Below are 22932 nucleotides of genomic sequence, written 5' to 3'. Positions count from 1 at the left end.
CGTTCGGCCATGTGCCGGTTATGGCACAGCGCTGCCTCGAGTTGCTGTTTCCGGCGCTGACGAGCAGCACCCCGACGCGCAAGGCCGGATCACGCTGTCGACCGACCACCGACGTTATGCAGGCCTGTCCAAGGAATGCGTGGTGATCGGCGCGGTCGACTACCTCGAGATCTGGGATGCGCAGGCGTGGAACAACTATCAGCAAATTCACGAAGAGAACTTCTCCGCGGCCAGCGATGAAGCACTCGGCGACATCTTCTGAGGTGCATGCCTGTGCACCGTGGTCTCTGCCCGAACCGACCCTGGCGTACTTCCCCAACGCCAGGTGCGTGCTTTCGGACAGGGGCCTCGGTGCACGGGCGGGACTGCACCTAGTCCGCGCGAGTGGCCGGTACTGCCAGAGTCGGGGAGGTGTCGTCTTGCCTGACTCGGATTCCGGCCCAACCGATTTCGGCCATGTGCCGGTTATGGCACAGCGCTGCCTCGAGTTGCTGTTTCCGGCGCTGACCAGTCAGCACCCCGACGGCACCGGCGCGGTCCTCGTCGACGCCACGCTCGGTGCGGGCGGCCACGCGGAACGGTTTCTGACCGAGCTGCCCGGCCTGCGCCTGATCGCGCTCGACCGCGACCCGAGCGCCCTGGCCATTGCCTCGGACCGGTTGGCGCCATTCGCCGACCGGATCACCCTGGTGCACACCCGATATGACGGAATCGCCGCCGCACTTGCCGAATCTGGTTACAGCACACTGGGATCGGTTCAGGGAGTGCTGTTCGATCTGGGTGTCTCGTCGATGCAACTCGATCGCGCCGAGCGGGGCTTCGCCTACGCCAAGGACGCGCCGCTGGACATGCGGATGGATCCGTCAGCACCGCTGACGGCGGCCGAGATCCTCAATACCTACAGCGAGGGCGCACTGGCCGACATTCTGCACCGCTACGGCGAGGAGCGGTTCGCACGTCGCATCGCCGCGCAGATCGTTCGTCGCCGCGCCCGCACCCCGTTCACTTCGACCGCCGAGTTGGTGGCGCTGCTCTACGACGCGATTCCGGCTCCGGCCCGGCGCACCGGTGGACATCCCGCCAAGCGGACGTTCCAGGCGTTGCGCATCGCGGTCAACGACGAGCTGGAGTCGCTTCGCGACGCCATTCCCGCTGCCCTGGATGCGCTGGCCGTGACCGGCCGGATCGTGGTGATGGCATACCAGTCGCTCGAGGATCGGATTGTCAAGCGGGAGTTCACCCAAGCGACCTCGTCGCGCACGCCGCCGGGGCTGCCGGTCGAACTTCCCGGCCACGGGCCACTTTTCACGTCGTTGACGCGCGGTGCAGAGCGGGCGGACACGGCCGAGATGGACCGCAACCCGCGCAGCGCCCCGGTGCGGTTGCGGGCCCTGCAACGAGTCGAGCACGCAAGGGGGAAGGCACAGTCATGAGCACCAGACGCGAGGCGACCAAGAGTCGCGACGGCCAGCGTCGCGGCCGCAGTCGTGGGGCTAACGCCCGCACCGGCGCCCGCACCGGCTCGGCCGACCCGACGTCGCGCCGCGGTCGAGGGCGTGCCGGGAAGCCGGCGGCTTCCGGCCGGGAATCTCGGCTGCCGCGGTCTGGTCCCCAAACCAGTCCGATACCGCGGCCCGTCGATCGGCCGGCCCGACCCAAGAACACCAGCCAGGCCAAGGCGCGGGCCAAGGCGCGAAAGGCTAAAGCGCCGAAGGTGATTCGGCCCAAACTGACCGAGCGGCTGGCCGCCCGACTGGCCGAGATCGATCTGCGGCCACGGACCCTGCTGGGCCGAGTGCCGTTCGTCGTACTGGTCATCGGCGCCCTCGGCGTCGGCCTGGGCCTGACATTGTGGCTATCCACCGACGCCGCGGAGCGGTCGTATCAGCTCAGCCACGCCCGCGAACGCACCCGGATTCTGCAACAGCAGAAGGAGGCGCTCGAGCGCGACGTGCGTGAGGCGTCCTCGGCGCCGGCGCTGGCCGAGGCGGCGCGCAAGCAGGGGATGATCCCGACCCGGGATACCGCTCATCTGGTCCAGGCGCCCGACGGCACCTGGGTGGTGGTGGGTAGTCCCAAGCCGGCTGACGGCGTGCCACCGCCCCCGCTGAACGCCAAGCTGCCCGACGAGACGCCACCGCCGCCGGCGAGCCCGCCGGTGACGCCGCCGGAGGTGGCGGTCCGGGTGCTGCCGACTCCCGGTGCCCCGACTACGCCCGCCCGGCCCGGACCGCAGGTGTTACTGCGCGGACCCGACGGTGCGTCAACGGTGGACCCGCACCTCGTCGCCCCGGTGCCTGGGCAGCTACCGGCGCAAGGGCCGACGGTGCCGGGCCAGGTGCCGACGGTGCCAGGTCAGGTGCCAGGTCAGGTGCCAGGGTCGACGGTGCCGGGTCAGGTCACGACGGTGCCAGGTCAGGTGCCAAATCAGATCCCGACTGCACCGGCTCAGATCCCGACGGCACCGACTCAGATGCCGGATATCCACGGGCCGGTATCGGACTACTTCGCACCGCCACCCGCACCGCCGCCCGCACTGGCACCCGCAGCGGTCCCGGCCGCACCCGCCCCCGGCAACGTCGAACAGTTTGGTCCGGTGACGCCCACCGCGCCGGCCACACCGGGGACGCCCAGATGAGCCGCGGCGACCCACGGCGGGTCTCCCAGAAGCGCGGTTCCGCCAGGGATGTCCGAGCGCCCAAGCGAACTCGCAACGCCGACGCGCGACCCCGTCCGGACGCGGGACGTTCGGCCAAAGAGCGGCGCACCCGTCAGGCGGTGGAAGTTGCCGGCCGCGGCGCCTCGTTCGTATTCCGGCATCGCGCCGGCAACGTCGTCATTTTCGCGCTGATGATGGTGGCCGTCACGCAGCTGTTCTACCTGCAGGTATCCAACGCGTCGCAACTCAACGCGCAGGCAGCCAGCCAACTGAAGGTCACCGACGTCGAACGGGCGATCCGCGGCGCCCTCGTCGACCGCCACAGCGACCGGTTGGCGTTCACCATCGAGGCCCGCGCGTTGACCTTCCAGCCCAAGCGCGTCCGCGCCCAGTTGGAAGAAGCCAAGAAGAAGTCGCCGCACGCGCCGGACCCGGCCGAGCGGCTCAAAGAGATCGCCAAAGAGGTCGCGAGCAAGCTGAACAACAAGCCCGACGCCGCGACGCTGTTGAAGAAGCTGCAGAGCAACGAATCGTTCGTCTACCTGGCCCGCAACGTGGATCCTGCGGTCGCGCATGGGATTTCGGCCAAGTACCCCGAGGTGGGTTCGGAGCGCCAAGACCTGCGTCAGTACCCGGGCGGGTCGCTGGCGGCCAACGTCGTCGGCGGCATCGACTGGGACGGCCACGGCCTGCTGGGGTTGGAGGATTCGCTGGACGCGGTGCTGGCCGGCACCGACGGTTCGGTCACCTACGACCGCGGGTCCGACGGCGTCGTCATCCCCGGCAGTTACCGCAACCGGCATAAGGCCGTGCACGGGTCCACCGTCCAGCTCACCCTCGACAACGACATTCAGTTCTACGTCCAGCAGCAGGTGCAGCAGGCCAAGAACGTCTCCGGTGCACACACCGTCTCCGCCGTGGTGCTCGACGCCAAGACCGGTGAAGTGCTGGCCATGGCCAACGACAACACCTTCGATCCCTCCCAGGACATCGGTCGCCAGGGCGACCGGCAACTCGGCAACCTGCCGGTGTCCTCTCCCTTCGAACCGGGTTCGGTGAACAAGATCATCACCGCGTCCTCGGTCATCGAATACGGGTTGAGCAACCCCGACGAGGTGCTGCAGGTGCCCGGAACCATCTCGATGGGCGGCGTCACCGTGCACGACGCCTGGGAGCACGGCGTGATGCCCTACACCACCACCGGCGTCTTTGGGAAGTCCTCCAACGTCGGCACGCTCATGCTGGCCCAGCGGGTGGGGCCGGAACGTTTCTACGACATGGTCCGCAAGTTCGGGCTGGGTCAGCGCACCGGCGTCGGGTTGCCCGGCGAGAGTGCCGGCCTGGTCCCGCCGATCGACCAGTGGTCGGGCAGCACCTTCTCCAATCTCCCTATCGGTCAAGGTGTTTCGATGACCCTGCTGCAAATGGCGGGCATGTACCAGGCCATCGCCAACGACGGGGTGCGTATCCCGCCGCGGATCCTCAAGGCCACCATCGCTGCCGACGGCACCCGGACCGAGGAGCCTCGGCCCGAGGGCGTGCGGGTGGTCTCGTCCCAGACCGCTCAGACCGTGCGGCAGATGCTGCGCGCTGTCGTTCAGAAGGACCCGATGGGTTACCAGCAGGGCACTGGGCCGGCGGCCGCGGTGCCCGGCTACCAGATGGCCGGTAAGACGGGGACCGCCCAGCAGATCAACCCCGGATGCGGTTGCTACTTCGACGACGTCTACTGGATCACTTTTGCGGGCATGGCCACGGTCGACAATCCCCGCTACGTGATCGGCATCATGATGGACAACCCGCAGCGCAACGCCGACGGCACACCGGGGCATTCGGCCGCGCCGCTGTTCCACAACATCGCGGGCTGGCTGATGCAACGCGAGAACGTGCCGCTGTCGCCCGATCCCGGACCGCCGCTGACGCTGCAGGCGATGTAACCAGCAGGCCACACGCTGGGGTAGTTCGGCCGAAAGCAGCCTCGGGTCCGCAGTGGCTATGCATACTGACTCCTGCTTAATCGTGTCCAAACAGGAGGCGCGTCGATGTCATTTGTCGTTGCTGTTCCAGAAATGCTGGGTTCGGCCGCACAACAGATTTCGGGCATCGGTACGTCGTTGCAAAGCGCTAATGCCGCTGCGGCTGTATCGACCACCGAAATCCTGTCCGCCGGCGCCGACGAGATATCCGCGTCGATCACCGCTCTATTCAGCAGCCACGGCCTGCACTACCAGTCGCTGAGCGCGGCCGCCGCGGAGTTTCATCAGAGTTTTCTGCAGACACTGAATGCGGCCGGAGGAGCGTACGCGGCGGCCGATGCGGCCAGCGCCTCGCCGCTGGGAGCGTTGCAGAGCGGCATCCTGGGCCTGGTGAACGCGCCTACCCAGGCGTTGCTGGGTCGCCCGCTGATCGGCAATGGCACCGACGGGACGGCCGCCAACCCCAACGGCGGCGGGGGCGGACTCCTGTCCGGCAACGGAGGCAACGGCTACAACTACACCAACGGTGTCACCCTGCAGAACGGCGGCAGCGGCGGCGATGCCGGAATGATCGGCAATGGCGGAATGGGAGGCAGCGGGTTCGCCGGTGGCAGGGGCGGCGCCGGCGGCAACGGGGGTTGGCTGGTCGGTAGCGGCGGGGCCGGCGGCGCCGGCGGGGCATTGCTCGGTCTCGGCGGGACTGCCGGTGCGGGCGGAGCCGGCGGCAACGCCCCATACATCGGCTGGGGCGGCAGCGGCGGTGCCGGTGGGCACGCCGGTGCGGGTACTGGCGGGGCTGGCGGCGCCGGTGGTGCCGGCGGCAAACTCGTCGCTTTCGGTGGCACCGGAGGTGCGGGCGGGTACGGCTTGACCGGCGGCGGGGCCGGTGGTGTTGGTGGCGAGGCCGGCGGTGTGCTCGTTGGTCTTGGCGGCGCCGGCGGTGCCGGCGGACAGTCCGTGGCAACAGCCGGCGCTGGTGGTGCCGGGGGCAGCGGTGGAGGTTACTTCTTCGGAGTCGGCGGTACCGGAGGGGCCGGCGGCGCCGGCTTTGGTGCTGCCGCCGTCGGTGGTGCAGGGGGCGACGGCGGAGTCTCTGGCGTGCTGCTGGGATTCGCCCAGGGCGGTGCGGCCGGTATGGGCGGCTCGGGCATGGCCGGGGGTGGCGCAGCAGGCATGGGCGGCGCAGGCGCAACTGTCCTCGGTGTCGGCATCGGAGGTGCCGGTGCAATCGGGGGCGGCGCCGTCAGCGGCGCCGGAGGGGCCGGCGGTACCGGTGGTGCCGGCGCCGCGGTCGCCGGCTTCGGTTTCGGGGGTGTGGGCGGTGCCGGCGGCTTCAGCGACAACTCGGTGGCCGGCGTCGGCGGCGCGGGTGGCCAGGGCGAGCTCGTCGTCGGCCTGGGCGTCGGCGGTCACGGTGGTGCGGGCGGCGGCAGCATCGCCCAAGCCGGCGGTGACGGCGGGAAGGGCGGCGACGCCGGCGGCATATTCGCCATCGGCCTCGGTGGCAACGGCGGCAACGGCGGATTCGGCAGCGGTCCTGCCAACGGCGGAGCGGGCGGCAACGTCGGCGGATTCAACGAGGGATCCTTCGTTCCCACATTCTTCGGAAACGGCGGCGACGGCGGGGATGGCGCGCTCGGCGGGACCGGCGGTGCCGGTGGCACCGGTGGTGTGTTCCTCGGTACGAACGGGAACAACGGATCGTCTTGAAACTAACCGAGCACTAGCCACAGCCCTACCCGTACCGCGCTGGCGCGGCTCTGCGTGTGGTCGCTTGCCTCTGGGTAGGGTGTCAAGGCCGAGCGATCTCGGGAACAACTCTGCAAGATCGGTGTCCGGACGGAGGTGGTGCCCGTGGCGGAGTTGGTGCCCACCGGGTTACGTCCGCGCACCGTCGCCGGCGTACCGCTTGCGGTGTTAGCGGCACAAATCGCAGCTACGCCGCCTGCCACGGACGTGCTGATCACCGGTGTGACGCTGCGTGCCCAGGACGTTGAACCAGGTGACTTGTTCGCGGCGCTGCCCGGCTCCACAACGCACGGTGCCAGGCATGTCGACGCGGCCATCGAACGCGGCGCGGTCGCCGTACTCACCGATTCTGACGGCGTGGCGGCGATGGGCGCCCTGGCTACCGGCGTACCGGTTCTGGTGCATCCGGTCCCGCGCGGCGTGCTGGGCGACTTGGCGGCCAAGGTGTACGGGCGCCCGTCGGATCAGGTTGCCGTCATCGGAATCACCGGCACCTCCGGAAAGACCACCACGACCTATTTGGTCGAGGCCGGGCTGCGGGCGGCAGGCCGCGTCGCCGGGCTGGTCGGGACCATCGGGATTCGGATCGACGGGACCGACATTCCCAGCGCGCTGACCACCCCCGAGGCGCCCGCGCTGCAGGCGATGTTCGCGGCGATGGCCGAACGCGGAGTGGACACCGTGGTCATGGAGGTGTCCAGCCACGCACTGACCCTGGGCCGGGTGGACGGCACCGAGTTCGCGGTCGGCGGTTTCACCAACCTGTCGCGCGACCACTTGGATTTTCACCCGACGATGACCGACTACTTCGAGGCCAAGGCGTTGTTGTTCGATCCGGCTTCGCCGTTGCGGGCTCGCAAGGTGGTGGTGTGCATCGACGACGACGCCGGACGCGCCATGGCCGAGCGGGCCGGCGACGCGATCACCGTCAGCGTCACCGGGCAATCCGCGCACTGGCTGGCCATCGACGTGACACCCAGCGGAGCCGCCGGCCAGCAGTTCACCGCGGTCGACCCGGCCGGGGTGCATCACCACATCGGCATCGACCTGCCCGGGCACTACAACATCGCCAATTGCCTTGTGGCGCTTGCCCTTCTCGATGAAGTAGGGGTTTCTCCGGAGCAGGCGGTGCCGGGACTGCGGCAAACCCAGGTGCCGGGCCGACTGGAACAAGTCGACCGCGGCCAGGACTTCCTGGCCCTGGTGGACTACGCCCACAAACCGGGCGCGTTGCGTGCCGTGCTGGCCACCCTGGTGCGACCGGACCGTCGGCTGGCCGTGGTTTTCGGCGCCGGCGGGGATCGAGACCCGGGCAAGCGCGCGCCGATGGGTGCGGTGGCCGCCGAACTAGCCGACCTGGTCGTCGTCACCGACGACAATCCGCGCAGCGAGGACCCCGCGGCGATCCGGCGCGAGATAGTCAGCGGCGCAACCGAAGTCGATACCCAAGCGCAAGTCGTTGAGATCGGTGATCGGCGCGAGGCGATCCGGCACGCGGTCGCCTGGGCCAGACCCGGCGATGTGGTGCTGGTCGCTGGCAAGGGCCACGAGACCGGGCAGCGCAGCGCCGACGAACTCCGCCCGTTCGACGACCGGGTGGAGCTGGCTGAGGCACTCGAGGCGTTGGGGGCCCGCTCGTGATCGACCTGACCGTCGCCGAGATCGCCGAAATCGTCGGCGGCGCACTGGCCGACATCACGCCGCAGCAGGCCGCGAGTACTCGTGTAACCGGGACCGTCGAGTTCGACTCGCGTGCAATCGGTCCGGGCGGATTGTTTCTGGCGCTGCCCGGCGCACGCGCCGATGGGCACGACCATGCGGCTTCGGCGGTGGCGGGCGGCGCGGTTGCGGTGCTGGCCGCCCGGCCCGTCGGCGTACCCGCGATCGTGGTCAGGCCGCACCAGGCCGAAGACGGCCGCGCCGGGGTGCTCGAGCATGACAGCGACGGATCGGGCGCGGCGGTGTTGGCCGCGTTGGCCACCCTGGCCAAGGCGGTTGCCGCTGAGTTGGTGGCCGGCGGACTGACGATCATCGGGATCACCGGCTCGTCGGGCAAGACGTCCACTAAGGATCTGGTGGCGGCGGTACTCGAACCGCTGGGTGAGGTGGTCGCCCCGCCCGGGTCCTTCAACAACGAGCTCGGTCATCCCTGGACGGTGCTGCGGGCGACCCGCGACACCGACTACCTGATCCTGGAGATGTCGGCACGTCATCCCGGTAACATCGCCGCGCTGGCGCGAATCGCGCCGCCGGCGATCGGCGTCGTACTCAACGTGGGCACCGCGCACCTAGGTGAATTCGGCTCCCGGGAGATCATCGCGCAAACCAAATCCGAACTGCCGCAATCTGTTCCGTCCTCGGGCGTGGTCATCCTCAACGCCGACGATCCGGCCGTCGCTGCCATGGCCGAGGTGACCTCGGCGCGGGTGGTCCGGGTCAGCCGGGGCAGCACCGGCTCGGAACAGGCCGACGTCTACGCCGGCCCGGTGTCGATGGACGAACTGGCCCGTCCGCGATTCACCCTGCACGCCGGCACCGAGGCCGCAGCGGTTCAGCTCGGTGTCTACGGCGACCACCAGGTCGGCAACGCGCTGTGCGCGGCCGCGGTCGCACTGGAGTGCGGAGCGACCCTCGCCCAGGTTGCGGCCGCGCTCGGCGCCGCGGGACCGGTGTCGCGGCACCGGATGCACGTGCGGACCCGCGCCGACGGCGTGACCGTGATCGACGATGCCTACAACGCCAACCCCGACTCGATGCGCGCCGGCCTGCAAGCGCTGGCCTGGATCGCGCACGGCGGGGCGGGCCGCGCCGAATCAGGCAGGCGCAGCTGGGCGGTGCTGGGGGAGATGGCCGAACTCGGTGACGACGCGATATCCGAGCACGATCGCATCGGTCGACTCGCGGTGCGATTAGATGTGTCTCGACTTGTTGTCGTCGGAACCGGGAGGTCGATGAGCGCCATGCACCAGGGTGCGGTGATGGAGGGCTCGTGGGGGTCTGACGGTGATCGGGGAGCCGTGCAGGTGGACGGTCGTGATGCCGCCCTTTCGTTGTTGCGCGCCGAGGTGCGACCCGGTGACGTGATCCTGGTCAAGGCCTCCAACTCGGCGGGCCTGGGCGCGCTGGCCGACGCGCTGGTTGCCGAAAGTGGCGCTGACGCTGGGGGCGCGCGCCCGTGAGACAGATCCTGATCGCCGTCGCCATCGCGGTGACCGTGTCGATCCTGCTGACCCCGGTGCTGATCCGGCTGTTCACCAGGCAGGGATTCGGTCATCAGATCCGCGAAGACGGCCCGCCGAGCCACCACACCAAGCGGGGTACGCCCTCGATGGGCGGGGTGGCAATCCTGGCCGGTATCTGGGCCGGCTACCTGGGCACCCACCTGTTCGGGCTGGCGTTCGACGGTGAAGGCGTCTCCATATCTGGCCTGCTGGTCCTCGGGTTGGCCACCGCACTGGGTGGCGTCGGGTTCCTCGACGACCTGATCAAAATCCGCCGGTCGCGCAACCTGGGGCTGAACAAGACGGCCAAGACCATCGGTCAGATCGCCGCTGCCGTGCTGTTCGGCGTGTTGGTGCTGCAGTTCCCCGACTCCACCGGCCAGACACCTGCCAGTCCGAACCTGTCCTACGTGCGCGAGATCGCCACCATCGCCTTCGTGCCGCTGTTGTTCGTGATCTTCTGCGTGATCGTGGTCAGCGCCTGGTCGAACGCCGTGAACTTCACCGACGGGCTGGACGGCCTGGCCGCGGGCTGCATGGCGATGGTGAGCGCCGCGTACGTGCTGATCACCTTCTGGCAATTCCGCCATTCCTGCGCGGACTGGCTGAAGGCCGGCTGCTACAACGTGCGCGACCCGCTGGACCTGGCGCTCGTGGCGGCCGCGACCGCCGGTGCCTGCATCGGGTTTCTGTGGTGGAACGCCGCGCCGGCCAAGATCTTCATGGGCGACACGGGGTCGCTGGCACTGGGCGGCATCATCGCCGGCATCTCGGTCACCAGCCGCACCGAGATTCTCGCCGTCGTGTTGGGGTCGTTGTTCGTCGCCGAGGTCACCTCGGTGGTGGTGCAGATCGTGGCGTTCCGAACTACCGGGCGGCGGGTCTTCCGGATGGCACCCTTTCATCATCATTTCGAGTTGGTCGGCTGGGCAGAAACCACGGTCATCATCCGGTTCTGGTTGCTCACCGCGATCAGCTGTGGTCTCGGTGTCGCTTTGTTCTACGGAGACTTTCTGGCCCTGAGCCCGACCAGTGATTGATCCGCTGGCGCCGGGTGCGCCCGTTCTGATTGCCGGCGCACGGGTGACGGGGCGCGCGGTGCTCGCGGCGTTGACCGGCTACGGCGCCACGCCGACCTTGTGCGACGACGACCCGGCCATGTTGGCGCCGTATGCGGAAACCGGCGTGCTGACCGTGGACCCCGCGACCGCCATCAACCAGATCGCTGACTATGCGCTGGTGGTGACTAGCCCTGGGTTCCAGCCGACCACACCGGTGCTGGCGGCCGCCGTGGCGGCCGGGGTGCCGATCTGGGGCGATGTCGAGTTGGCCTGGCGCCTGGACGCGGCCGGTCATTACGGGCCGCCGCGGCGCTGGCTGGTGGTGACCGGCACCAACGGCAAGACCACCACCACCTCGATGCTGCACGACATGCTGATCGCCGGCGGACTGCGCAGTCTGCTCTGTGGCAATATCGGCGATCCGATCCTCGACGTGTTGGGCCAGCCCGCCGACGTGCTCGCCGTGGAGCTGTCCAGCTTCCAGTTGTATTGGGCGCCGTCGCTGCTGCCCGAGGCGGGTGCGGTGCTCAATATCGCCGAGGATCATCTGGACTGGCACCACACCATGGCCGACTACACCGCGGCCAAGGCAAGGGTCCTGACCGGCCGCGTCGCGGTCGTCGGGCTGGACGACACCCGCGCCGCCGCGCTGCGCGACACCGCACCCGCACCAGTGCGCGTCGGCTTCCGGCTCGGCGAGCCTGCGCCGGGGGAACTCGGTGTGCGCGACGGACGATTGGTCGACCGCGCATTCGCCGAGGATCTACCGCTGTTGCCGGCCACCTCTATTCCGGTGCCAGGTCCGGTCGGTGTGCTCGACGCCCTGGCTGCGGCCGCGCTGGCCCGCGCGGTCGACGTGCCCGCGGACGCGATTGCCCGAGCCGTCGCCGCGTTCCGACCCGGCCGGCACCGTTCGGAGGTGATCGCCGTCGCGGACGGGGTCACCTACGTCGACGATTCAAAAGCCACCAACCCCCATGCCGCCGAAGCCTCCGTGCTGGCCTATGAGCGGGTGGTGTGGCTGGCCGGCGGCCTGCTCAAGGGCGCGTCCGTGGATGCGGAGGTGGCGCGCATCGCGCCGCGCCTGGTCGCAGCGGTGCTATTCGGTCGAGATCGAGCAGAGGTTGCCGAGGCGTTATCACGACACGCGCCAGATGTCCCCGTCGTACAGGTTGTTACAGGCGAGGATATTGAGATGCATGCGACTGGTGTGGTTTCTGTTGCTGATGTGACACAAGTTGATAACGCCGAGGCTGCCATCGGCACCCGCGTGATGACTGCGGCCGTGGCCGCCGCCCGCGACATGGCCAAACCCGGCGACACCGTGCTGCTGGCACCCGCGGGCGCATCGTTCGACCAGTTCACCGGCTACGGCGCACGTGGCGACGCGTTCGCCGCCGCTGTCCGCGCCGCGGTCCGGTAGGCGGTGTGGGTATCGCACTGACCCGGTTCCTGGGCCGGGAAAACAAGAAGGAAGACACGACCAAGTCGTCCGACGCTGAGGCCACCGACACTGAGACGTCCGACATTGAGCCGACGGACGCACCGGACGGCGACCCAACCGTCGGCGGGGAAACCAGCGCGAAGAGCAGCACCGCCAAATCCGCACTGAGCGGTCCGCGCACCGCGTTCGGTGCCTGGCTGGGTCGGCCCATGACCTCGTTTCACCTGATCATCGCCGTCGCCGCCCTGCTGACCACGCTGGGTCTGATCATGGTTCTGTCGGCTTCGGGCGTGCGCTCCTACGACGACGACGGTTCGGCCTGGATCATCTTCGGCAAGCAGGTGCTGTGGACCTGCGTCGGGTTGGTCGGCTGCTACGTCGCGCTGCGCATGTCTGTGCGATTCATGCGTCGCATCGCGTTCACCGGCTTCGCGTTCACCATCGTGCTGCTGGTGCTGGTGCTGGTCCCGGGCATCGGCAAGGAAGCCAACGGCTCCCGCGGTTGGTTCGTGGTCGCCGGCTTTTCCATGCAGCCCTCCGAGCTGACCAAGATGGCGTTCGCCATCTGGGGCGCGCACCTGCTGGCCGCCCGCCGCATGGAACGCGCGTCGCTGCGCGAGATGCTGGTGCCGCTGGTGCCGGCCGCGATCGTCGCGTTGGCCCTGATCGTCGCCCAACCCGACCTCGGACAGACGGTCTCGCTGGGCATCATCCTGCTGGGCCTGCTGTGGTACGCCGGCCTGCCGCTTCGCGTGTTCCTGACCTCGTTGGCCGCGGTCTTCGTCGCTGGCGGCATTTTGGCTGTGTCCGCCGGGTACCGGTCCGACCGGGTGCGGTCCTGGCTCAACCCCGAAGACGACCCGATGGACTCGGGCTATCAGGCCCGCCAGGCCAAGTACGCGCTCGCGCACGGCGGCATCTTCGGCGACGGCCTGGGGCAGGGCGTGGCCAAGTGGAACTATCTGCCCAACGCGCACAACGACTTCATCTTCGCGATCATCGGCGAGGAACTGGGCATGATCGGCGCGGTTGGGCTGCTGGCACTGTTCGGTCTGTTCGCCTACACGGGCATGCGTATTGCCCGGCGCTCCGCCGACCCGTTTCTGCGACTGCTCACCGCGACCACAACGTTGTGGGTGCTGGGCCAGGCGTTCATCAACATCGGCTACGTGATCGGCCTGCTGCCGGTCACCGGCTTGCAACTGCCGCTGATCTCGGCTGGCGGAACGTCCACGGCCGCGACCCTGACCCAGATCGGCATCATCGCCAGTGCCGCCCGACATGAGCCCGAAGCGGTGGCCGCGCTGCGCGCCGGGCGCGACGATAAAGTGAACCGGCTGCTGCGGTTGCCGCTGCCGGAACCCTACGTGCCGAGCCGGCTCGAGGCGTTCCGCGACCGCAAACGTCCACAGCCGCAAGCGGCTAAACAACCCACTCGTCGCACGCCCCGTCCTCCGCAGCAGACCAAGAAGAAGAGTCTGCCTCGCACGGCGCGGCGATCTGGGGGCAGCGGTCACTTGCGCGAGGGGCATCATGGATCTGGCCAGCGCTACGCCGGCCAGCGCCAGACACGGCGCGTACGAGCATTGGAAGGTCAGCGTTACGGGTGAACGACAAGGTCAGCGAGTCGACCGGCGGGCCAGGGGCGAGTCCCCTGCCCGCCGGTGCCGCGTTCTCGGTCGTGCTGGCCGGCGGGGGGACCGCCGGGCATGTGGAGCCCGCCATGGCCGTCGCCGACGCACTGAGCGCACTGGACCCCCAGATCAGGATTACCGCGCTGGGCACCGCGCGCGGACTCGAGACGCGGTTGGTGCCCGAACGCGGCTATCACCTGGAGCTGATCACCCCGGTACCGCTGCCGCGCAAACCCAGCGGTGACCTGGCCCGGCTGCCACCTCGGGTGTGGCGGGCGGTTCGCGAGACCCGGGCGGTGCTCGACGGCGTCGACGCCGATGTGGTCATCGGGTTCGGCGGCTATGTAGCACTGCCCGCGTATCTGGCCGCCCGTGGCGGTCGCTTTTCGGGACGCAGACGCCGGCGCATACCGGTGGTGATCCACGAGGCGAACGCCCGCGCGGGCCTGGCCAATCGGGTGGGCGCCCGCTCGGCCGACCGCATCCTGTCCGCGGTACCCGATTCGGGTCTGCGCCGCGCCGAAGTGGTGGGCGTGCCGGTGCGGGCGGCCATCACGGCGCTGGACCGGGCCGCGCTGCGCGCCCAAGCGCGCGCCCACTTCGGGTTCACCGAGGATGCCCGGGTGCTGTTGGTGTTCGGCGGTTCGCAGGGGGCGGTCTCGCTCAACCGCGCGGTGTCGGGGGCCGCCGCCGCCCTGGCCGCCGCCGGCGTTTCCGTATTGCACGCGCACGGACCCAAGAACACCCTCGAGCTGCGCACCCCCGACCCCGGCGATCCGCCCTACGTCGCGGTGCCCTACCTCGACCGGATGGACCTGGCCTACTCGGCCGCCGATCTGGTGATCTGCCGGTCCGGGGCGATGACGGTGGCCGAGGTATCCGCCGTCGGTCTGCCGGCCATCTATGTGCCGCTGCCGATCGGCAACGGCGAGCAGCGGCTCAACGCGCTGCCGGTGGTCAACGCCGGCGGCGGCATGCTGGTCGCCGACGCCGCCCTGACCCCGGATCTAGTGGCGCGCGAAGTGTCCGGACTGCTCACCGACGCGCCGCGACTGGCCGCGATGACGACGGCAGCCGCCCAGGTCGGACACCGCGATGCGGCCCGACAGGTGGCTCAGGCCGCGCTGGACATTGCCAGGGCGACGGGAGGACGGCGTTGACCGCCGAGCAGCTGCCGCCCGAGTTGCAGCGGGTGCACATGGTCGGCATCGGCGGGGCCGGCATGTCGGGCATCGCCCGCATCCTGCTGGACCGTGGTGGCCAGGTGTCGGGTTCGGATGCCAAGGAGTCGCGCGGCGTGCACGCCCTGCTGGCGCGCGGCGCGCTGATCCGCATCGGCCACGACGCGTCGTCGCTGGACCAGCTGCCCGGCGGCGTCACCGCGGTCATCACCACCCACGCCGCCATCCCCAAGACCAACCCCGAGCTGGTCGAAGCCCGGCGCCGCGGCATCCCGGTGGTGCTACGGCCGGTGGTGCTCGCGAAGCTGATGGCCGGGCGCACCACCCTGATGGTCACCGGCACCCACGGCAAGACCACGACGACGTCGATGCTGATCGTCGCGCTGCAGCACTGTGGGCGCGACCCGTCGTTTGCGGTGGGTGGCGAACTGGGGGAGGCCGGCACCAACGCCCACCACGGCAGCGGGGACCTGTTCGTGGCCGAAGCCGACGAGAGCGACGGCACGCTGTTGGAGTACACCCCCAACGTCGCGGTGGTCACCAACATCGAGTCCGATCACCTGGATTTCTATGGCAGCACCGACGCCTACGTCGGGGTGTTCGACTCGTTCGTGGAGCGGTTGGCCCCCGGCGGCGCCCTGGTGGTGTGCACCGACGATCCCGGTTCGGCGGCACTGGCGCAGCGCACGGCCGAGCTGGGCATCCGGGTGCTGCGCTACGGGTCCGACAAGTCGGACCTGGCGGCGAGGTTGCTGTCCTGGGAGCAGCAGGGGACCGAGGCTGTCGCCCATATCCAGCTGGCTCCGGAGATCGACCCCGCGGCGCAGCCGCGGGTGATGCGGTTGTCGGTGCCCGGCCGTCACATGGCGCTCAACGCGCTGGGCGCCCTCCTGGCGGCGACCGAGGTCGGCGCGTCAATCGACGAGGTGCTCGACGGCCTGGCCTCGTTCGAGGGCGTGCGCCGCCGCTTCGAGCTGGTCGGCACCGCGAGCTCGGTGCGGGTGTTCGACGACTACGCTCATCATCCCACCGAAGTCAGCGCGACGCTGGCGGCGGTGCGCGCGGTGCTCCTGCACAGTGGCAGCGGCCGACTACTGGTTGTCTTTCAGCCCCATTTATATTCTCGGACAAAGGCTTTCGCGCACGAATTCGGTCAGGCACTAAGTGGCGCCGACGAGGTGTTCGTGCTCGACGTCTACGGCGCGCGCGAACAGCCGCTGGCCGGCATCAGCGGTGCCAGCGTCGCCGAACACGTGAGTGCGCCGGTGCACTACCTACCGGACTTCTCAGTGGTGGCCAGCGAGGTTGCGGCCGTGGCCGGCCCGGGCGACATTGTCGTCACGATGGGTGCGGGCGATGTGACATTGCTGGGACCCGAAATCGTGAATGCGCTGCGACAGCGGGCTAACCGCGGGGCACTCGGGCGGCCGGGGGAGTCGCAGTGAGCGAGTCCGAGTCCGACGAAGCGACTGAGCCGGCCCCCGACGAAGCTGCCGCCGATCCGGGCGAGGCCGCCACCGAACCGATCACGACCGAAACCCGCGACCCGGACCCCGCAGTTGAAGAGGACGTCGAGGGGCCGCGTCGCCGGGCCCGCCGGGAACGCGCCGAGCGGCGCGCTGCTCAGGCCCGTGCCACCGCGATCGAACAGGCCCGTCGTGAGGCCAAGCGGCGCGCCAAGGGGCATATCGTCAGCGAGCCCAAACCCGTTGCGCGCGGCGTGGTTCGGGGTCTGCGGATGTTGCTCGCCACGGTGCTGCTGGTGGTGGTTGGAATCGGGCTCGGGCTGATTCTGTATTTCACCCCCGCAATGTCGGCGCGCAACATCGTGGTCACCGGGACCGGGGTGGTAACTCGCGAGGAAGTCCTCGACGCCGCGCAGGTGCGGATCGGAACGCCGTTGTTGCAGATCAACACCAACCAGGTCGCCGACCGGGTGGCCGCGATTCGGCGGGTCGCCAGCGCCCGGGTGCAGCGCCAGTACCCCTCGGCGCTGCGGATCACCATCGTCGAACGGGTTCCGGTGGTGGTGAAGGACTTCGCGGACGGCCCGCACCTGTTCGACCGGGACGGCGTCGATTTCGCGACCGACCCGCCACCGCCCGCGCTGCCCTATATCGAAGTAGAGAATCCGGGGCCGACCGATCCGGCCACGCTGGCCGCGCTGAAGGTATTGAGCACGCTGCGGCCCGAGGTTGCCAGCCAGGTGGGACGGATCGCGGCGCCATCGGTGTCATCGATCACGCTCACCCTGGCCGACGGCCGCGTGGTGATCTGGGGGACCACGGACCGCGCCGAGGAGAAGGCCGAGAAGCTGGCCGCGCTGTTAACCCAGCCCGGGCGCACCTACGACGTGTCCAGCCCGGATCTCCCGACCGTCAAGTAGGCCGTACGTCTTCCGCCGAACGTGAAGCTGGCTTCACGCTCGGCGTCGAATGTGAAGCCAGCTTGACGCTCGGCGCAAACGAAAAATCCGTGTGGCGCGTCGGCGCGCCTGCGCGGTTAGTGCCCGTCGTACCCATACGGTTCTGGTTACGCGGAACTACTTGACATAACTCTAACTCTATGGTTGAGGTTGAGGGTTTTGCAAGCAGACACACCGCAGAGACTAGGGAACTGAGCCCATCAGGGAGGAAGACGAATGATGACCCCCCCACATAACTATCTGGCTGTCATCAAGGTCGTGGGCATCGGTGGTGGCGGCGTCAACGCCGTCAACCGGATGATCGAACAAGGCCTCAAAGGCGTGGAGTTCATCGCGATCAACACCGACGCGCAGGCGTTGTTGATGAGCGATGCCGACGTCAAGCTCGACGTCGGCCGCGACTCGACCCGTGGCTTGGGCGCCGGCGCCGACCCCGAGGTGGGCAAGAAGGCCGCCGAGGACGCCAAGGAAGAGATAGAGGAACTGCTTCGCGGCGCTGACATGGTGTTCGTCACTGCCGGCGAAGGCGGCGGCACCGGCACCGGTGGCGCACCCGTGGTCGCCAGCATCGCTCGCAAGCTGGGCGCGCTGACCGTCGGCGTCGTCACTCGACCGTTCTCTTTCGAGGGCAAGCGGCGCAGCAACCAGGCCGAAAACGGCATCACCGCGCTGCGGGAAAGCTGCGACACGCTGATCGTCATCCCGAACGACCGGCTGCTGCAGATGGGCGACGCCGCCGTGTCGCTGATGGACGCGTTCCGCAGCGCCGACGAGGTGCTGCTCAACGGTGTGCAGGGCATCACCGACCTGATCACCACGCCGGGTCTGATCAACGTCGACTTCGCCGACGTCAAGGGCATCATGTCCGGGGCGGGCACCGCCCTGATGGGCATTGGCTCCGCGCGCGGCGAGGGCCGCTCGCTCAAGGCCGCCGAGATCGCGATCAACTCGCCGCTGCTGGAAGCCTCGATGGAGGGGGCGCAGGGCGTGCTGATGTCGATCGCCGGCGGCAGCGACCTGGGCCTGTTCGAGATCAACGAGGCCGCCTCGCTGGTGCAAGACGCCGCCCATCAGGACGCCAACATCATCTTCGGCACCGTGATCGACGACTCGCTCGGCGACGAGGTGCGCGTCACGGTCATCGCGGCCGGTTTTGACGCCGGGCCCGGGCGCAAGCCGGTCACCGGCAACGAGAGCGGTGGAGCGCACCGCATCGAAACGGCTAAGGCCGGCAAGCTCACTTCGACACTGTTCGAACCGGTCGACGCGGTCAGCGTGCCGGTTCACACCAACGGTGCGACGCTGAGCATCGGCGGTGACGACGATGACGTCGACGTGCCGCCGTTCATGCGCCGCTGAGGTCTCGTTTTGCTTGCCGCCGCGCGACAAACCGGCCACGAAACATAGTGGCTCGACGTCGATGGGCCTTGGTGGGCAACAACTTCCAGATACTAGGAATGTGAGCGTTCGTATCCGCCGGGTGACCACCACCCGGGCGGGCGGTGTGTCGAAGCCACCGTTCGACACTTTCAATCTGGGTGATCACGTCGGCGACGACGCGGCCGCCGTGGCGGCGAACCGGGCGCGGCTCAGTAGGGCCATCGGGTTGTCCGCCGACCGGGTGGTGTGGATGAACCAGGTGCACGGCGACCGTATCGAAGTGGTCGACGGCCCCCGGGATACGGCGCTGGACGACACTGACGGAGTCGTGACGCGCACGCCACGATTGGCGCTGGCGGTGGTGACGGCCGATTGTGTGCCGGTGCTGCTGGCCGACGCGCGGGCCGGCGTCGTGGGTGCGGTACACGCTGGCCGTGTCGGCGCCCGGCGGGGCGTGGTCGTCCGTGCCGTCGAGGCGATGGTGGCGCTGGGAGCGCAGACCGCCGACATCTCGGTGCTGTTGGGGCCGGCGATCAGCGGCCCCAATTACGAAGTGCCCGAGGCGATGGCCGCCGAGGTGGAGGCGGCGTTGCCGGGCAGTCGCACCAAGACCGCGGCCGGAACTCCCGGACTCGACCTTCGCGCCGGAATCGCCGCTCACCTAAGAGGTTTGGGCGTGACGTCCATCGATGTCGACCCGCGTTGCACTTTGGCCGACCCGACGCTGTTCAGCCATCGGCGCGGTGCGCCGACCGGCCGGCTGGCGTCCTTGGTGTGGATGGAATGACCGCAGTGACGGCCGAAGATTCAGCGCAAACGGAGCGCCAATCGGAATTGACGCGGGCGTTGGCCGCGGTGCGATCACGGCTCGCGGGAGCCGCGTTGGCGGCCGGCCGCGATGTCGGGAAGATCGAACTCCTTCCGATCACCAAGTTTTTTCCGGCGACCGACGTGGCGATTTTGTCCCGCTTGGGATGTCGCGCCGTCGGCGAATCACGAGAGCAGGAAGCCTCGGCGAAAATGGCCGAGCTTGCCCGCTTGTTGGCAGCGACCCGCCAGCGCACCTCTCGGGAAATGCAGTGGCACATGGTGGGTCAGATCCAGCGCAAGAAAGCCAGGGCCGTCGCCCGCTGGGCCCATACCGTGCACTCGGTCGACAGCGCCGCTCTGGTGACCGCGCTGGACCGGGCGGTAGCGGGTGCCTTAAGCGAGCAACGGCGAAGCAACCCGCTGCGGGTCTATGTTCAGGTCAGCCTCGACGGTGACGCGTCGCGCGGCGGTGTCGACATCAGCACGCCCGGTGCGGTGGACGAAATCTGCGGACAGGTCGAGGGTTCGCGCAGCCTGGAACTGATCGGTCTGATGGGTGTTCCGCCACTGGACTGGGAGCCTGAACAGGCCTTTGACCGGCTGCAATCCGAGCACAGCCGGGTGCGTAGGGCGTTCCCCAACGCGGTCGGTCTGTCCGCCGGGATGTCCAACGACTTGGAAATCGCCGTAAAACATGGTTCGACGTGTGTGCGTGTCGGTACCGCGCTATTGGGTCATCGCCGGTTACGGTCACCGTGAATAGTCACTCGAGTCACACCTTCATCACAAACAACATATATCCCAGGCTAGAAGGGGTCGCACGATGAGCACTCTGCACAAGGTCAAGGCCTACTTCGGTATGGCTCCGATGGAGGATTACGACGACGAGTATTACGACGACCGGGCGCCGTCCCGCGGTTATTCGCGGCCCCGATTCGACGACGAGTACGGCCGTTATGAAGGGCGCGAACGCGACCGCGAATACGACGACCCTCGCCGCGACCCACGCGGCGACATGCGGGGCGAGCCGACCGACTACCCGCCGCCTAGTAGCTACCGCGGCGGCTACCCCGACGAGGGACGCTTCGCACCCCGCGAGTTCGACCGCCCGGACATGAGCCGTCCGCGGCTGGGGTCGTGGCTACGCAACTCCACCCGCGGTGCGTTGGCGATGGACCCGCGCCGCATGGCGATGATGTTCGAGGAAGGCCACCCGCTGTCGAAGATCACCACGCTGCGGCCCAAGGACTACAGCGAGGCGCGCACCATCGGTGAGCGGTTCCGCGACGGCACGCCGGTCATCATGGACCTGGTGTCGATGGACAACGCCGATGCCAAGCGATTGGTCGACTTCGCCGCTGGCCTTGCGTTCGCGCTGCGGGGCTCCTTCGACAAGGTCGCGACGAAGGTCTTCCTGCTGTCGCCGGCGGACGTCGACGTGTCCCCGGAGGAGCGTCGCCGGATCGCCGAAACCGGTTTCTACGCTTACCAATAGGCTTACTCAAAGGCGAGCCACCGCTGATTAGCCCGGTCGGAGCACAGTTGTCCGGCCGGGCTGATTGCGTGCCGAGCCTGCCACGCGCGGGCGGGTCGGTAGGCTTGCGGTCGCCGCTCATAGGGCGGCAGACGTTCTCATCATTCTCGTCGATAAGGTCGGTCTCTCGTTGGTGCTGTTCTTTCAGATCCTGGGGTTTGCACTCTTCACGTTCTGGCTGCTGCTCATTGCGCGGGTCGTCATCGAGTGGATCCGCTCGTTCAGCCGGGACTGGCGTCCCACCGGCATCACCGTGGTGATCCTGGAAATCATCATGTCGGTCACCGACCCGCCGGTGAAACTGCTGCGCCGGCTCATCCCGCAGATCACTATCGGCGCCGTCCGCTTAGACCTGTCCATCCTGGTGCTGTTGCTGGTGGCGTTCATCGGCATGCAACTGGCGTTCGGAGCGGCCGCGTAACGCCTTACTGTCACTGCTTGGATGTAGCAAAGAGACGGTTCGGCCACGATTAGGCGACAAGTTTGATTCGCCTGATAATTGGAATCTAAGGGATGTGATTTATTTGGCTGCAGAGCTCAAAAGAGAATGCAATCTGTCCTTATTTATTGCTCCAATCGGCAACCGCCGAGTCTGGTGTGACAGGATGGACGGCAGTTGCCAGACGGCTACCGCTCCGTTCTACACTTTCCAGATTGTTTGACCGTCCAGGAACTCGAGGGGACAAAAAGAATGCCGCTTACACCTGCCGACGTCCACAATGTGGCGTTCAGTAAGCCGCCTATCGGCAAACGCGGGTACAACGAGGACGAGGTAGACGCCTTCCTTGACCTGGTGGAGAACGAACTGACCCGGCTCATTGAGGAGAACTCCGATCTGCGTCAGCGGATCGCCGAGCTGGACCAGGAGCTGGCCGCCGGGGGAGGCGGCACCGCTGCAGCTCCGACCGTCGCTCAGCCGATCCCCGCTTACGAGCCCGAGCCGGAGCCGGCCAAGCCCGCCCCGGTCGCAGCCCCCGCGCCGTCGTCGTCGAGCAGCAACGAGGAGCAGGCGCTCAAGGCCGCCCGCGTGCTCAGCCTGGCCCAGGACACCGCAGACCGCCTGACCAGCACCGCCAAGGCCGAGTCGGACAAAATGCTGTCCGATGCTCGCGCCAATGCGGACCAGATCCTCAGCGAGGCCCGGCACACCGCCGAGACCACGGTCGCCGAGGCCCGCCAGCGGGCCGACGCGATGCTCGCCGACGCCACGTCGCGTTCCGAGACCCAGCTGCGCCAGGCCCAGGAAAAGGCCGACGCGCTGCAAGCCGACGCCGAACGCAAGCATTCCGAAATCATGGGAACCATCAACCAGCAGCGCACGGTGCTCGAAGGCCGCCTCGAACAGCTGCGGACGTTCGAGCGTGAATACCGCACCCGCCTCAAGACCTACCTGGAATCCCAGCTCGAGGAACTCGGGCAGCGTGGATCGGCGGCGCCGGTTGACTCCAGCGCGGACTCGGGCGGGTTTGACCAATTCAATCGGGGCAACAACTAGCCTCGGGCAGGTAGCTCGGCCCGAACGCGCTCCGGCACCTCGCCGGCGGGAGGATGACCAATGCTGATCATTGCGCTCGTATTAGCCCTCATCGGGCTGGTCGCGCTGGTGTTCGCCGTCGTTACCAGCAATGAACTGGTCGCGTGGGTGTGTATCGGCGCCAGTGTGCTGGGCGTGATCCTGTTGATCATCGACGCCGTTCGGGAACGCCAGCAGCGTGATGCGGGCGGCCACGAGGATGATGCCGACGGCGAAGAGCGCGACGAGGATGAACCGGCCGACGAGGCCGCCGTCGACTACCCGGAAGAGGCGGACGCCGAATCCGAGGAAACCGCGGCGGCCGGCGACGAGAGCAACAAGTAG

20 protein-coding genes are annotated in these 22932 nt (G+C 68.4%); all 20 read left to right on the top strand.

All coding sequences use genetic code 11. From position 1 onward, the window contains the following. A partial coding sequence (locus tag A5634_RS05525; RefSeq protein ID WP_367593449.1) for a division/cell wall cluster transcriptional repressor MraZ occupies positions 1-262 on the top strand: 262 nt, incomplete at its 5' end. A gap of 1 nt (position 263) precedes the next feature. Continuing rightward, positions 264-1433 (top strand): 16S rRNA (cytosine(1402)-N(4))-methyltransferase RsmH, encoded by a 1170-nt coding sequence (gene rsmH / locus A5634_RS05520; protein ID WP_155769371.1) that lies wholly within the window; start codon positions 264-266, stop codon positions 1431-1433. Continuing rightward, positions 1430-2638 (top strand): hypothetical protein, encoded by a 1209-nt coding sequence (locus tag A5634_RS05515; protein ID WP_065143071.1) that lies wholly within the window; start codon positions 1430-1432, stop codon positions 2636-2638. The genes rsmH and A5634_RS05515 overlap by 4 nt, the downstream gene beginning before the upstream one ends. Further along, complete coding sequence (locus tag A5634_RS05510) at positions 2635-4596, top strand: peptidoglycan D,D-transpeptidase FtsI family protein (RefSeq protein ID WP_065143070.1); 1962 nt, start codon at positions 2635-2637, stop codon at positions 4594-4596. Before A5634_RS05515 ends, A5634_RS05510 begins: the two co-directional genes overlap by 4 nt. Before the next feature lie 105 nt (positions 4597-4701). Beyond that, positions 4702-6345: a PE family protein gene (locus A5634_RS05505; protein ID WP_065143069.1), complete on the top strand. Its 1644-nt coding sequence runs from the start codon at positions 4702-4704 to the stop codon at positions 6343-6345. A 117-nt stretch (positions 6346-6462) separates the two neighbouring features. After that, positions 6463-8025 carry a UDP-N-acetylmuramoyl-L-alanyl-D-glutamate--2,6-diaminopimelate ligase gene (locus tag A5634_RS05500; RefSeq protein WP_155769367.1) on the top strand — a complete coding sequence of 521 codons (1563 nt, stop codon included), beginning with the start codon at positions 6463-6465 and terminating at the stop codon, positions 8023-8025. Beyond that, complete coding sequence (locus A5634_RS05495) at positions 8022-9563, top strand: UDP-N-acetylmuramoyl-tripeptide--D-alanyl-D-alanine ligase (protein ID WP_065143067.1); 1542 nt, start codon at positions 8022-8024, stop codon at positions 9561-9563. Before A5634_RS05500 ends, A5634_RS05495 begins: the two co-directional genes overlap by 4 nt. Continuing rightward, positions 9560-10645: a phospho-N-acetylmuramoyl-pentapeptide-transferase gene (mraY, locus tag A5634_RS05490; protein ID WP_065143066.1), complete on the top strand. Its 1086-nt coding sequence runs from the start codon at positions 9560-9562 to the stop codon at positions 10643-10645. The genes A5634_RS05495 and mraY overlap by 4 nt, the downstream gene beginning before the upstream one ends. Continuing rightward, complete coding sequence (murD, locus tag A5634_RS05485) at positions 10638-12089, top strand: UDP-N-acetylmuramoyl-L-alanine--D-glutamate ligase (protein ID WP_065143065.1); 1452 nt, start codon at positions 10638-10640, stop codon at positions 12087-12089. Before mraY ends, murD begins: the two co-directional genes overlap by 8 nt. 5 nt (positions 12090-12094) lie before the next feature. Continuing rightward, complete coding sequence (ftsW, locus tag A5634_RS05480) at positions 12095-13720, top strand: putative lipid II flippase FtsW (RefSeq protein ID WP_065143064.1); 1626 nt, start codon at positions 12095-12097, stop codon at positions 13718-13720. Next, positions 13717-14904: an undecaprenyldiphospho-muramoylpentapeptide beta-N-acetylglucosaminyltransferase gene (gene murG, locus A5634_RS05475; protein ID WP_065143063.1), complete on the top strand. Its 1188-nt coding sequence runs from the start codon at positions 13717-13719 to the stop codon at positions 14902-14904. Before ftsW ends, murG begins: the two co-directional genes overlap by 4 nt. Next, on the top strand, positions 14901-16370 hold the full coding sequence (murC, locus tag A5634_RS05470; RefSeq protein ID WP_065143062.1) for a UDP-N-acetylmuramate--L-alanine ligase: 1470 nt from the start codon (positions 14901-14903) through the stop codon (positions 16368-16370). Before murG ends, murC begins: the two co-directional genes overlap by 4 nt. An 80-nt stretch (positions 16371-16450) precedes the next feature. After that, positions 16451-17311, top strand: coding sequence for a cell division protein FtsQ (gene ftsQ / locus A5634_RS05465; RefSeq protein WP_437339945.1), 861 nt, complete (start codon positions 16451-16453; stop codon positions 17309-17311). A 258-nt stretch (positions 17312-17569) separates the two neighbouring features. Continuing rightward, a complete protein-coding gene (gene ftsZ, locus A5634_RS05460) occupies positions 17570-18709 on the top strand; it encodes a cell division protein FtsZ (protein ID WP_065143077.1) in 1140 nt (379 codons plus the stop codon). Positions 18710-18809: 100 nt separating this feature from the next. Then, complete coding sequence (pgeF, locus tag A5634_RS05455; RefSeq protein WP_216638713.1) at positions 18810-19517, top strand: peptidoglycan editing factor PgeF; 708 nt, start codon at positions 18810-18812, stop codon at positions 19515-19517. A 5-nt stretch (positions 19518-19522) separates the two neighbouring features. Then, entirely contained in the window at positions 19523-20299 is a 777-nt protein-coding gene (locus tag A5634_RS05450) for a YggS family pyridoxal phosphate-dependent enzyme (RefSeq protein WP_155769369.1), read from the top strand. Positions 20300-20363: 64 nt separating this feature from the next. Further along, positions 20364-21035, top strand: coding sequence for a cell division protein SepF (locus tag A5634_RS05445; protein WP_065143058.1), 672 nt, complete (start codon positions 20364-20366; stop codon positions 21033-21035). Between the two features lie 169 nt (positions 21036-21204). Beyond that, entirely contained in the window at positions 21205-21495 is a 291-nt protein-coding gene (locus A5634_RS05440) for a YggT family protein (protein WP_065143057.1), read from the top strand. 270 nt (positions 21496-21765) lie between these two features. Then, positions 21766-22569 carry a DivIVA-like cell division protein Wag31 gene (gene wag31, locus A5634_RS05435; protein ID WP_065143056.1) on the top strand — a complete coding sequence of 268 codons (804 nt, stop codon included), beginning with the start codon at positions 21766-21768 and terminating at the stop codon, positions 22567-22569. Positions 22570-22629: 60 nt separating this feature from the next. Continuing rightward, complete coding sequence (locus tag A5634_RS05430; protein WP_065143055.1) at positions 22630-22932, top strand: hypothetical protein; 303 nt, start codon at positions 22630-22632, stop codon at positions 22930-22932.

The sequence above is a fragment of the Mycobacterium asiaticum genome, assembly GCF_001673365.1.
In the GTDB taxonomy this organism is placed as follows: Bacteria; Actinomycetota; Actinomycetes; order Mycobacteriales; family Mycobacteriaceae; genus Mycobacterium; species Mycobacterium asiaticum_A.
The sequence above is the reverse complement of the archived record's forward strand: the minus strand, read 5'-3'. Positions and strand labels throughout refer to the sequence as shown.

Excerpts from the sequence above, each read along its gene's own strand:
- A5634_RS05515 (WP_065143071.1), top strand. The coding sequence starts at position 1,430 with ATGAGCACCAGACGCGAGGCGACCAAGAGTCGCGACGGCCAGCGTCGC.
- A5634_RS05510 (WP_065143070.1), top strand. The coding sequence starts at position 2,635 with ATGAGCCGCGGCGACCCACGGCGGGTCTCCCAGAAGCGCGGTTCCGCC.
- A5634_RS05505 (WP_065143069.1), top strand. The coding sequence starts at position 4,702 with ATGTCATTTGTCGTTGCTGTTCCAGAAATGCTGGGTTCGGCCGCACAA.
- ftsZ (WP_065143077.1), top strand. The coding sequence starts at position 17,570 with ATGACCCCCCCACATAACTATCTGGCTGTCATCAAGGTCGTGGGCATC.
- A5634_RS05445 (WP_065143058.1), top strand. The coding sequence starts at position 20,364 with ATGAGCACTCTGCACAAGGTCAAGGCCTACTTCGGTATGGCTCCGATG.
- wag31 (WP_065143056.1), top strand. The coding sequence starts at position 21,766 with ATGCCGCTTACACCTGCCGACGTCCACAATGTGGCGTTCAGTAAGCCG.
- A5634_RS05430 (WP_065143055.1), top strand. The coding sequence starts at position 22,630 with ATGCTGATCATTGCGCTCGTATTAGCCCTCATCGGGCTGGTCGCGCTG.